At 55.4% G+C, this 13011-nt stretch carries 8 protein-coding genes; 4 read left to right on the top strand and 4 right to left on the bottom strand.

What is annotated here, in order from left to right:
• Positions 1–99: 99 nt before the first annotated feature.
• Together ACL2XN_RS16815 and metJ are read right to left on the bottom strand one after the other, a co-directional pair.
• A complete protein-coding gene (locus ACL2XN_RS16815; protein WP_413729109.1) occupies positions 100–1257 on the bottom strand; it encodes an ankyrin repeat domain-containing protein in 1158 nt (385 codons plus the stop codon).
• 658 nt (positions 1258–1915) lie between these two features.
• Entirely contained in the window at positions 1916–2233 is a 318-nt protein-coding gene (gene metJ, locus ACL2XN_RS16810; RefSeq protein ID WP_410012698.1) for a met regulon transcriptional regulator MetJ, read from the bottom strand.
• A 324-nt stretch (positions 2234–2557) separates the two neighbouring features.
• On the opposite strand from metJ, the gene metB reads away from it, so the two are divergent.
• The 4 genes from metB to metF all read left to right on the top strand — a co-directional run bounded on the left by metB (position 2558) and on the right by metF (position 8673).
• Complete coding sequence (gene metB / locus ACL2XN_RS16805) at positions 2558–3718, top strand: cystathionine gamma-synthase (protein ID WP_410012697.1); 1161 nt, start codon at positions 2558–2560, stop codon at positions 3716–3718.
• Positions 3719–3720: 2 nt separating this feature from the next.
• Positions 3721–6156, top strand: coding sequence for a bifunctional aspartate kinase/homoserine dehydrogenase II (locus ACL2XN_RS16800; protein WP_413729108.1), 2436 nt, complete (start codon positions 3721–3723; stop codon positions 6154–6156).
• Positions 6157–6383: 227 nt separating this feature from the next.
• Complete coding sequence (locus ACL2XN_RS16795; protein WP_413729106.1) at positions 6384–7571, top strand: ankyrin repeat domain-containing protein; 1188 nt, start codon at positions 6384–6386, stop codon at positions 7569–7571.
• Between the two features lie 190 nt (positions 7572–7761).
• Positions 7762–8673 (top strand): methylenetetrahydrofolate reductase, encoded by a 912-nt coding sequence (metF, locus tag ACL2XN_RS16790; protein ID WP_413729105.1) that lies wholly within the window; start codon positions 7762–7764, stop codon positions 8671–8673.
• A gap of 80 nt (positions 8674–8753) precedes the next feature.
• On the opposite strand, the gene ppc is transcribed toward metF, so the two are convergent.
• Both ppc and argE read right to left on the bottom strand, forming a co-directional pair.
• Entirely contained in the window at positions 8754–11393 is a 2640-nt protein-coding gene (gene ppc, locus ACL2XN_RS16785; RefSeq protein WP_410012693.1) for a phosphoenolpyruvate carboxylase, read from the bottom strand.
• 256 nt (positions 11394–11649) lie between these two features.
• Positions 11650–12801 carry an acetylornithine deacetylase gene (gene argE / locus ACL2XN_RS16780; RefSeq protein ID WP_410012692.1) on the bottom strand — a complete coding sequence of 384 codons (1152 nt, stop codon included), beginning with the start codon at positions 12799–12801 and terminating at the stop codon, positions 11650–11652.
• Positions 12802–13011: the final 210 nt, after the last annotated feature.

Here is a 13011-nt window from a genome sequence, read left to right as displayed (position 1 = left end):
GGGCTTCGTTTTTTAACGGCAGGAAAAGAACGCGCCCGCCCCGCTGTGTTGATCGCCCTTGATGTTCAAGCCCCCCGCAGAAAAGTGCCGCGCTGGTCGTTACCTTTCTTTCAGCAGCCTGGTAATGCCGCCTTCGCGCCGGATTAACGCATAGAATAATGCGTTGCAGCCATAATTATCCGTGGCTTTAATATCGATATCCGGCTCGTCAAGCAAACGTCTTATCGCCTGGGTATGACCATTGAGGACGGCGCAATGCAACGGGGTCCATCCGTCATTCTGGCGCCTGTTGATCTGGATATTGGGTTTGCGCAACAGAAGGTCCACCAAAACGGTATTGCCTTGGGCCGCGGCATAATGCAGCGCTGTCCAGCCTTCAGCCTGGGCGGAATTGATATCGATGTCCTGCAATGCAATCAAGCGGATAGCGATATCGGTGCGCAACAGGGCCAGCGCGCTTAGCAACGCCGTGTAGCCGAGGCTGTCGGCGCAATCAGCATTAATCCCGGGCGCGGACAGCAGCCGGTGAACGATGGGATCAAGACCGTCCTTGGCCGCGAGTTGCAAGGGGGTACAGCCGTCGTTATCACAACGGTTCACATCAATGCCAGGGGTGGCCAGCAATTGTTGTATCGCCGTTATTTTCCCGGCAAGCATGTCCTTTGCAACATCCGCCGGACCGAGAGTCATGGCGGCATAGTGCAGAGGGGTGGCACCGATATGATCGCCGGCGTTAACGTTAATCTCCCGCCTTGCCAGCAGTAACTCCAGCACGGCGACATGACCGAACGCGGCGGCGCAATGCAGCGCCGTTGAACCGAGATGGTTAACGGCGTGGATATTAACGCCGGGCTGGGCCAGCAGTTGCGCGCTGATAGCGTCATCATTGTTCAGGGCGACAAAATGCAGGGCGCTGAGTCTATTCCGATCGGCGGCATTGACGTCTATTTTCGGCAGCGCAAGCAGTTGTCTGACGATAACGGGATGATGATGCCGGATCGCCTCCATTAACAGCGTCCTGTCATTTTCTGCTTTAGTGAGCGTGGCGATATCCAAGGCCATGGCTTGGCAAAACGGCACTATTCGCGTATTTCCCTGGCAAACTTGGGCAAATATTTGCTGCGCCAGCGCAGTTTTTTCAATGCGCCGAAACGCAAAAAGCGCCTCGTCCCGGTCGATACCGCCCAATCTCATCACATTAAGCAAATCACCCAAGTCCAGGTTGCGGAAAATAGCGGCCTTTATTTCGGATGGCATGGCGGCGAAATCCGGCCCGGAAGGCGGAACGACATTTTTTATCTGGAGGATAGGGCGCGCAGCAAATGCCCGGGCCATGTCCACGCCTTGGCTATGCACGATCGCGCGCCCGGCGAGGGCTTGCGCCTTTTTCTTCACCCGGCCGCCGGGGCGAGACAGTGTTTCCGGCCATGACGTTACCGATTGTATTTTTTTGAGGAAGTGTTGAGGCAACGATATCTCCTGAGAATATGGCAAACGGCGTTGCGTCGAAAATAAGCAGATTGGCGCAGGGGCCCCGGAAATAGGTAAACAAAAAGGATGCATAATGTTAAGCCTATAGGATACAAGGATTTTTATGATAATGGTTACAACAGGGAAATCAGCTTATTTTATCGCGGCTATGCGACGATGGCGGCGTCCCCCGACAGGCACGCAGGGATGGGGTGAATTTATTTTTCTGATTTTGAAGGGCTTTTTTTCATTATTGCGGCCGGCTAGAGTTGGGCGGAGGGTAAAGGGAGCCGCTTATAATGTTAATGCCCGTCAGTTAACGACCAGCAGCGTGCAACGGCACAGGCATTTATGCCAGGCAACGGGGGACGCAGGCAACGATTGCCCGCGCGCGGATGGCGCTAGCGCGAAGCCTTCGCCACGCGCTGTCTTTACCTGGCCGGGGTTAGTATTCCCACGTGTCGGGATTGATGCCCATTTCGCGCATCAGCTCCTTGGCGGCTTCGGGAATTTCGTCGCTACGTTCTTTACGCAGGTCGTTATCGTCTGGCAGCGGCTGGCCGGTAAACGCATGCAGGAACGCCTCGCAAAGCAGTTCGCTATTGGTGGCATGCCGCAGGTTGTTGACCTGGCGCCGGGTTCTTTCGTCGGTCAGGATTTTGAGAACCTTCAGCGGAATGGATACCGTAATTTTTTTTACCTGCTCGCTTTTTTTACCATGTTCAGCATAAGGGCTGACATACTCACCTTTCCATTCCGCCATGGGATACCTTAACTCTCATCAAATGAATATAATATGCTAAAAACGGGCAGATTATGCCGTAACTGTCTGTCTCTCACTACCGTATGCCCGCTTATTTTGCGATTTATCAACTTTTCCTATCACCCCGCCCTCGACCTGGCCTGGCGGCTGCGGTAAAAAGTCAGTTAGATTTTAACACTTAAAACCCGCATAATTTTAGCTGTTATTAATGCATTGCTCAATCTATACGCAAAGAAGTTTAGATGTCCAGATGTATTGACGTCTATCGCCGGGCGGTTTACTCTTTGACCTTCACTCTCACGCACACAGTCAGGATGCGAGTACATGACGCGTAAGCAGGCCACCATCGCAGTTCGCAGCGGGTTAAATAATGATGAACAGTTCGGCTGCGTCGTTCCCCCCATCACCCTTTCCAGCACCTATAACTTTACCGACTTCAATCAACCGCGCGTGCATGATTACTCGAGGCGCGGTAACCCGACCCGGGATGTGGTGCAGCGCGCGTTGGCGGAACTGGAGGGCGGCGCGGGCGCGGTGATGACCAGCAGCGGCATGTCGGCGATACATCTTGTCTGTACCGTATTCCTGCAACCCGGCGATCTGCTGGTGGCGCCGCATGATTGCTACGGCGGCAGCTATCGCCTGTTCGACAGTCTGAGCAAACGCGGCGCGTACCGGGTCAAATTTGTCGATCAGGGGGATGCGGGGGCGTTGCAGGCGGCGCTTGACGAAAAACCCAAGCTGGTACTGATCGAAACGCCCAGCAACCCGCTGCTGCGGGTGGTGGACATCACCGCTATATGCCAGGCCGCCCATCGGGCGGGCGCCCTGTGCGTGGTGGATAATACCTTTATGAGCCCGGCCCTGCAGCAGCCGCTGGCCCTGGGGGCCGATCTGGTGGTGCACTCCTGTACCAAATACCTTAACGGGCACTCCGACGTGGTGGCCGGCACGGTGATAGCCAAGGACGACGCGCTCGCCACCGAGCTTGCCTGGTGGGCCAATAACATCGGCGTGACCGGCGCCGCCTTTGATAGCTATCTTTTGTTGCGCGGCATCCGCACCCTGGCGCCGCGCATACGCCAGCAGCAAAGCAATGCCCTGGATATCGTGGCCTATTTGCAACAGCAGCCGCTGGTGAAAAAATTATATTACCCCGGCCTGCCGGACAATGCCGGTCATGAAATCGCCTGTCGCCAGCAAAAAGGGTTCGGCGCCATGCTCAGCTTTGAAGTGAACGGCGATGAATCCGTGCTGCGCCGCTTTTTAGCCAGCCTGGAATTATTTACCCTGGCGGAATCCCTTGGCGGCGTAGAGAGCCTGATTTCCCATGCCGCCACCATGACCCACGCGGGTATGGCGCCTGCGGCACGCGCTGCGGCCGGTATATCGGAAACATTATTGCGGGTGTCCGTCGGCATCGAAGACAGCGAAGATTTAATTGCCGATCTGGAACAGGCTTTCCAGGCGGCGGCGAAGAGGTAGTTATGAGTGCTCTGGGAACGACGGTACGCTTGGCCGGCAGGCAACTGCACAAGTTTGGCGGCAGTAGTCTGGCCGATGTGAAGTGTTACCAACGGGTCGCGGGCATTATGGCCGATTACAGCCAACCCGGTGATTTAATGGTGGTCTCCGCGGCGGGCTCCACCACCAACCAGCTGATCAGCTGGCTTAAGCTGAGCCAAACCGATCGCCTTTCCGCGCATCAGGTCCAGCAGACCCTGCGCCGCTACCAGCAGCAACTGTTCGCCGGCCTGCTGCCGCCCGACCTGGCGGATGCGATGATGACGGAATTTATCCGCGATCTGGAGCGTTTGGCGGTATTGCTGGACGGCGCGGTGACCGATAGCGTGTATGCGGAAGTGGTCGGCCACGGTGAAATCTGGTCGGCGCGTCTTATGGCGGCGGTACTCAACTGCCAGGATATCGAGGCGGTCTGGCTGGACGCGCGGGATTTCCTGCGCGCTGAATATGCCGCCCAGCCGCAGGTAGACGAAGGGCGTTCATGGCCCTTATTACAGCAGCTATTGACCCAATACCCCAGCAAACGTCTGGTGGTCACCGGCTTTATCTGCCGCAATCAGGCCGGGGAAACAGTATTGCTTGGGCGTAACGGCAGCGACTATTCCGCCACCCAAATCGGCGCGCTGGCCGGTGTGGCCAGGGTGACCATCTGGAGCGACGTGGCCGGAGTCTATAGCGCCGATCCGCGCAAGGTGAAAGACGCCTGCCTGCTGCCCCTGCTGCGATTGGACGAAGCCAGCGAGCTGGCGCGCCTGGCGGCGCCGGTATTGCATACCCGCACCCTGCAGCCGGTATCCGGCAGCGATATCGATCTGTTATTGCGCTGCAGCTATCAGCCGGAACAGGGGTCTACACGTATCGAGCGGGTACTGGCTTCCGGCACCGGGGCGAAAATCGTCACCAGCCACGACGATGTCTGCCTGATCGAGCTGACCATTGCGCCGCAGCACGACTTTTCCCTGGCGCAGAAAGAACTCGACCAGGCGTTAAAGCGCGCGCAAATCAAGCCGCTGGCGGTAGGCGTTCATCGCGATCGGCGGCTGTTGCAGCTGTGCTATACCTCCGAACTGGTCCATAGCGTGTTCCAGACCCTGCAGCAGGCGGAGCTGCCGGGAGAGCTTAAGCTGCGCGCAGGACTGGCGCTGGTGGCGATGGTCGGCGCGGGGGTTACTAAAAACCCGCTGCACTGCCATCGTTTTTACCAACAGTTAAAATATCAGCCGGTGGAATTTTTCTGGCAGGCGGAGGACGGCATCAGCCTGGTGGCGGTATTGCGCGTCGGTCCCACCGAACATGTGGTGCAGGGATTGCACACCTCGTTGTTCCGCGCCGAAAAGCGCATCGGCCTGATCCTGTTCGGCAAAGGCAATATCGGCTCGCGCTGGCTGGAGTTGTTCGCCCGCGAGCAGGAAAGCCTGTCGGCGCGCACTGGTTTTGAGTTTATCCTCAGCGGCGTGGTGGACAGCCGGCGCAGCCTGCTCAGCTATGACGGGCTGAACGCCAGCCGGGCGCTGGCTTTCTTTCATGATGAGGCCGTCGAGCAGGAGCCGGAAGACCTGTTTTTATGGATGCGCGCCCATCCCTATGATGATTTGGTGGTGCTCGATGTCACCGCCAGCGAAGCGCTGGCCGGACAATATCTGGATTTCGCCAGCTATGGTTTTCACGTTATCAGCGCCAATAAGCTAGCGGGCGCCTCCAGCGGTGACAACTACCGCCAGATCCGCGACGCCTTTGCCAAAACCGGTCGTCATTGGTTATACAACGCCACCGTGGGCGCCGGCCTGCCGGTTAACCATACGGTGCGCGATCTGCGCGACAGCGGCGACAGCATCTTGTCCATAAGCGGCATTTTTTCCGGTACCCTTTCCTGGCTTTTTCTGCAATTCGACGGCACGGTGCCTTTTACCGATTTGGTGGAACAGGCCTGGCAGCAGGGGCTGACCGAACCCGATCCGCGGGTGGATTTATCCGGCCAGGACGTGATGCGCAAGCTGGTGATCCTGGCGCGCGAAGCGGGTTATGAAATCGAGCCGAACCACGTGCGGGTGGAATCGCTGGTATCGCCCGACAGCGTGCTCGGGTCGGTGGATCAGTTTTTTGAGGACGGCCATGCCCTTAATGAACAAATGGTCCAACGTCTGGAGGCGGCGAATGAGATGGGCCTGGTGCTGCGCTATGTGGCGCGTTTTGACGCCAACGGCAAGGCGCGGGTCGGGGTGGAGGCGGTACGTCACGAGCACCCGCTGGCGTCGTTGCTGCCTTGCGATAACGTGTTCGCCATCGAAAGCCGCTGGTACCGCGATAACCCGTTGGTCATCCGTGGGCCGGGCGCGGGCCGGGATGTTACCGCCGGCGCCATCCAGTCGGATTTGAACCGGCTGGCGCAATTATTATAATGCCATTCACGGGCGGAGAAATCCGCCCGCTGCTACCTGTGTTTATCTCCCCCTCTATTGAGCAGAATTCGGTATCTGCTTAATTAAACGAAGTATAACCTTAGCTTTGAAAATTCATTAATTTTTTGTCTGCTTCTGAAATTTATCATATTGTGTATTTTACTTATTGCCGTAAATATAGCGGGTAATACCCATCGTCAGTAGATAATAAAAGGAGTTGTCAAAGGATGAATGGATGCCATCAATTGCAGGCCGAATCCCTTAGTATCATCAAGACTAATCTCAAACCTCTACAGCAACAGAATGACTGTATCCCGGGGCTGAAATCATGTGTTAGCATAAAAAATAACTGCATCGCGCTCTATTTTGATAGATTGCCCAAGGAGATTATCGGCGATATTTTGGGTAGGCTGCCGGTGCCGGACTTGATCCGATTGTCACAGACGACGCCAGATTTCGAGGCGGAATCTCAACGTATACTGAATTTATTACAGGAAAAGTCTAAATCGGAAATCTATTTTCAACTGGTCGCCAGTGGCGATGATAGTGCCTTGCGTACTCTTATCAAGTTGGGCCAGAACCTCGGCCATAGCATTGATCATGAAACGGGTAATACGCTATTGCATGAAGCGGTGAATGCTAATCAACCTACAGTAATGGAAGCCCTTTTAGAGTCAGGAACGATAGATGTTAATACCAAAAATCTTACAGGATTCACGCCATTGCTGATGGCGGTAAAAAAGGAAGATATTGTTGCGGTTAATAAGCTGATCAATGCGCCTGGCATCAACATGAATATTAGTTATGATATCAGTGATAGAGGTATTTATGGTTTTGGAGAATATGATTTTGTATTCGCCCTCTCGCATAAATATAATTCAGGCGCCACCGCTCTCCATTTTGCCGTCGATGCCGGTAATGTTGAGGTGTTCGACGCTATATGTAAAAATGAAAACACGGATGTCAATATTGTTGACCAGGACGGTAACACTGCTTTAATGAAAGCAATTTTCAAGAAACAAAATGAAATGGTTCGCCAGTTGTTAAAAAGAAATGATATTATTCTGTGCCAGCAAGACCAACGGTGCCGCGAATTGCTGCATACCGCCGTGCTGGGCGGCAATGATGATATCTTGCCGGATCTGCTGGAAACCCTGGCCGATGTAAATATTGAGGACCGTCGGGGCGACACCGCTTTGCATATTGCGGTGATAAAAGGCGCCAAAGAAACAGTCGACAGATTACTTACTGCGTCAAAGATAAATATTGATGCCCGCAACCGCGGACTGTGGACACCGCAACAAATAGCGCATTCCGGGGGGCTTGCCGATATTGTACGTTTATTAGAACAAAGACGACTGCGCGACCGGCGGCCTCGGACATCAGAATCGGTTGAACATCACAGCGGCGGATAAAATGAATTTTTTTCATAATGCGTGAAGATTACTCCCCATCCTGCCAAATGATTTTGTTGACTCCACTAACGATTTCAGTCAAATTCTATTTAGCCGTCTAAACGTATAGACGCATAAAACAACCGATCGCAACGGACCACCACCGGCGTAGAGTGTTAGTGAACCATCACACGCGTTAAGAGGAAAAGGTATGAGTTTTTTTCACGCCAATCAGCGGGAAGCCCTGAACCAAAACCTGGCTGAATTACAGGGCAGCATTAATGTCTCGTTTGAGTTTTTCCCTCCGCGCACCAGTGATATGGAGCAAACCCTGTGGCATTCCATCGACCGGCTAAGCGCCCTCAAGCCCACCTTTGTCTCGGTGACCTACGGCGCCAATTCCGGCGAGCGCGACCGCACCCATAGCATTATCAAGGATATCAAGGAGCGCACCGGCCTGGAGGCCGCGCCCCACCTGACCTGTATCGACGCCACCGCGGACGAGCTGAAAAAAATCGCCGAGGATTACTGGCATAGCGGTATCCGTCATATCGTGGCGCTGCGCGGGGATTTACCCCCCGGGAGCGGGGCGCCAGCCATGTATGCCGCCGATCTGGTGACATTGCTGAAAAAAGTCGGCGATTTTGATATCTCCGTGGCCGCGTATCCAGAAGTACACCCGGAAGCGAAAAGCGCGCAATCGGATTTGATTAACCTGAAAAAGAAAGTGGACGCGGGCGCCAACCGGGCGATTACCCAATTCTTTTTTGATGTGGAAAGTTACCTGCGCTTTCGCGATCGCTGCGTGGCGACCGGGATTGATACCGAAATTGTGCCCGGTATCCTGCCGGTCTCCAATTTTAAGCAGTTGCAGCGTTTTGCCGCCATGACCAATGTCAAGGTCCCTAACTGGATGACCAGTATGTTCGAAGGACTGGACGACGATGCCGAGACGCGCAAAATGGTCGGCGCGTCCATTGCCATGGACATGGTGAAAATCCTCAGCCGGGAAGGGGTGAAGGATTTTCATTTTTATACCCTCAATCGCGCCGATTTAACCTATGCCATCTGCCATACCCTGGGTGTGCGGCCGCAGATAGCCACCGCCCAGTCCGCGCGTTAAAAAGCATCTTCACCCGGCAATCATAAAAAAACCGGACCATAACAGGTCCGGCTTCAGGGTATTGAGATCAGGGTTTCACATTAACCGGTATTACGCATTCCCGCCGCCACGCCGGCAATGGTCACCATCAGCGCCTGCTCGACCCGTGGGTCGGGGTGTTCCTGCTGGCGCGAGCGATGCAACAATTCAGCCTGCAGTACATTCAGCGGGTCGGTATAAACATTGCGCAGCGCGATGGACTCCGCAATCCACGGCAGATCGGCCATTAAATGATCGTCGTTGGCAATGGTCAGCACCACGTTAATGTCGTCCGCCAATTGCTTGCGCAGCTGTTTACCCAGCGGCCAGAGCTTTTCTTCCACCAGGCGCTGATCGTAATATTCCGCCAGCCACAGGTCGGCCTTGGCGAACACCATTTCCAGCATGCCGATGCGGGTGGAGAAAAACGGCCAATCGCTGCACATGGCTTCCAGCTGATCTTGTTTGCCTTCTTCCACCGCTTTTTGCAGCGCCGCGCCGGCGCCCAGCCACGCGGGCAGCATCAGGCGATTTTGCGTCCAGGCAAAAATCCACGGAATGGCGCGCAGGCTCTCAACGCCGCCGGAGGGACGCCGTTTGGCAGGACGCGAGCCCAGGGGCAGTTTACCCAGTTCCTGCTCCGGCGTAGCCGAACGGAAGTAAGGTACAAAATCGGGGTTTTCACGCACGTAGCCGCGATACATATTGCATGAGGTGGTTGAAAGGTCGTCCATCAGGGCGCGCCATTCCTGCTTCGGTTCCGGCGGCGGCAGCAGGTTGGCTTCGAGGATCGCACCGGTGTACAGCGCCAGGCTGCTGATGGCCACTTCCGGCAGGCCGAATTTAAAGCGGATCATTTCGCCTTGTTCGGTCACCCGCAGGCCGCCCTTCAGGCTGCCCGGGGGTTGCGACAGCAGGGCCGCGTGGGCCGGCGCGCCGCCACGGCCAATAGAACCGCCGCGGCCGTGGAACAGCGTCAGGGCGATGCCCACTTTTTCGCAGGTTTTGATTAACGCGTCCTGCGCGCGGTATTGCGCCCATGAGGCCGCCATGACCCCCGCATCCTTGGCCGAATCCGAATAGCCAATCATGACCATCTGTTTGCCCTGGATAATGCCGCGGTACCAGTCAATGCTGAGCAGCTGGCTCATCACCTCATCGGCATTATTCAAATCGTCCAGGGTTTCAAACAGCGGCGCCACCGGCAGGATAAACTGGCAGCCGGCTTCCTTAAGCAGCAAATGTACCGCCAGCACATCGGAAGGCGTCTTGGCCATGGAGATGACATAGGCGGCAATGGAGCCTTCCGGCGCGTCGGCGATCACCCGGCAGGTATCGAGCACCTCGCGGGTTTCGTCGCTGAGCTGGTAATGACGGGGCAACAGCGGGCGTTTGGAGTTCAATTCGCGGATCAGAAACGCCTGTTTATCGCTTTCAGACCAGCTTTCGTAATCCCCCAGCCCCAGGTAGCGGGTGACTTCGCTTAACGCTTCCGTGTGACGCGTGCTTTCCTGGCGCACGTCGATACGCACCAACTGGATGCCGAAGCACTTGATACGCCGTAGGGTATCCAGCAACTGGCCGCTGGCAATAATGCCCATGCCGCAGGCTTTCAGCGATTCGTAACAGGCAAACAAGGGCGCCCAAAGCTGATCGTTGTGCTCCAGCAGATCTTCCGGCGGCAGCACCAGCTCGCCCCTGAGTTTCGCCGACAGCCAGTTCTGGGTGCCGATCAATTGGGCGCGCAACCGCTTCATGATGACCCGATAAGGTTCCTGGATTTCGTCGCCGCCGGCCAATGCCCGTAGCTCCGGCGTGCATTCCGTCATCGACAGCTCGGATACCAGTACCTGGATGTCGCGGATAAACAGATCGGCGGCTTTCCAGCGGCTTAACAACAACACGCGCCGGGTGATATCGGCGGTGACGTTGGGGTTGCCGTCCCGATCGCCGCCCATCCAGGAGGTAAATCGCACCGGCACGTTCTCCACCGGCAGTTTATAACCGAACACCGTTTCCAGCTGTTCGTTCAGTTCGCGCAAATACTGCGGCACGCCTTCCCACAGGCTGTTTTCCACATTGGCGAAACCCCATTTTGCCTCGTCCACCGGCGATGGACGGTTTTTGCGTATCTCGTCCGTATGCCAGTATTGCGACACCAGCTGGCGCAGACGCCGCATAATCTGTTTACGCTCATAGTCCGCCAGATCGCTGTGATCCAGCTGTTTCAGGCAGCTGTTGACTTCAACCATCATATGGATCAGGGTGCGGCGGGCAATTTCGGTGGGATGGGCGGTTAATACCAGTTCGATTGACAGTGACTCCACCGCGGCGCGAATATCTTTATCATCCAGCGCGTTATTCTCTTTCAGACGGGCAAAGACCTTACCCAGGCCTTCCGGGTTATTCGCCGCCTCGCCGTGGGGGGAAATGACGTGGAACTGTTCCGCGGTATTGGTCAGGTTCAAAAACTGACTGAAGGCGCGTGCCACGGGCAGCAGCTCGTCATTGGATAAGTTCTGTAAAGTGGAAAGCAGTTCCTGGCGATGGGTTTCGCTACCCGCACGGGAGGACTTTGACAGCTTGCGGATGGTCTCTACCTTATCCAGGATATTCTCGCCCATCGCATCTTTTATGGTGTCGCCCAGAAGTTTCCCGAGCATACTAACGTTGCTTCGCATTGCCGAATATTGTTCGTTCATAAGGACCCTGATCCAACTCACCTGAAAATTTATTTCACCCGAATGACGTAAATCACCCACCGTTATCTAGCCATGTATCCATTCATTCGTCAAATGACATCAATTCACGCCATATAACATTAAAATCGCGTCAATTCTTGAAAGTTAACAACATGTAATGATTATAAGAAATACTTATCGCCATAAACCTGGCCGCGCCTTTCATACGGGGCCAGGCGCGCGAAGTCTGGGGCAAAGGACAAAAAGTCAGCGATGATCATTGCAGGCAGAAATGTCGTATCACTTGGGAAATTAATTCCCGCGTCGGTTTAATAAAGGCGGTATCAATATATTCGTCGGGCTGATGCGCCTGTTTTATCGATCCCGGGCCCAAGACGAGAGTGGGGCACAGCTGCTGGATAAACGGCGCTTCGGTACAGTAATTGACCACATCGGTTTTGACGCCCAGCAACGTCTCCACCACTGCCACCAGACGATGGTCCGCAGGGCATTCATAACCGGGGATGGGCGGATGCAGGGCGGTAATGGTTAACCGTCCCGGCCAGCGCGCGCTTACCGGCGCCAGGGCCTCGGTCAATAACCCGTCCAGGTCGCCGAGCGTCAGGCCGGGCAGCGGGCGGATATCCATATGCAGCTCGCAACAGCCGCAAATGCGATTGGCGGAATCACCGCCGTGGATGTGGCCGAAATTCATGGTGGGGTAGGGGATGTCGAAGGCCGGGTGATGGTAACGTTCCTGCAACGTATTGCGTAGTATCATCAGGTGGGAAATGGCCTCGTGCATCAGTTCGATAGCGTTAACGCCCAGGCTCGGGTCGCTGGAGTGGCCTGATTGGCCCTGGATACGCACCGCATTGGAAATATGGCCTTTATGGGCGCGCACCGGCTGCAGCGAGGTCGGTTCGCCGATAATGGCGCAATCCGGGCGCAGCTCGCTGGACTGGGCGAAATAGCTGGCTCCCGCCATACTGGTTTCCTCATCGGCGGTGGCGAGGATATATAATGGCTTTTGCAGCTTGCTGGTATCGATATCGCGCAGCGTGTCGAGGATAAAGGCAAAAAAGCCTTTCATATCGGCGGTGCCCAGGCCATACAGCTTATTATTGTCTTCGGTCAGGGTAAAGGGATCGCGTGTCCAGCGTCCGTCGTCAAACGGGACGGTATCGGTGTGCCCCGTCAGCAGCAGGCCGCCGGCGCCGCTGCCGATACGGGCCAGCATATTATATTTGTTGCGCGTGCCCGGCACCGGCTGGATTTCGACCTGGAAACCCAGCGTCGTGAACCACCCCGCCAGCAAATTGATTAAGGTCTGATTACTTTGATCCAGGGCGCTGTCGGTGGCACTGATGGACGGCGTGGCGATCAGGGCGCGGTACAACTCCATAAACGGGGGTAATTTTGTCTTCACTGTTGACAGCCTTTAGTTTGGATAGTATCAATATTCATGCAATAATAGTGAATAAAAATACACTAACGTTGAGCGTAAAGTAAACGGATACTTACCAGACTACTACGCTTGACCTCGCGGGTGAACAGCGAATAGTTGCTTAAGCGACGACTTAGGCGACAAAGAGTTGCTGGAGATCCCTTCTCGTCGTGATAGCAAATCAAGAAGGTG

Source organism: Sodalis sp. RH22 (assembly GCF_047324165.1).
GTDB lineage: Bacteria > Pseudomonadota > Gammaproteobacteria > Enterobacterales > Enterobacteriaceae > Acerihabitans.
Note: the sequence above shows the minus strand (reverse complement) of the source record. Positions and strands in the feature narration are given on the sequence as shown.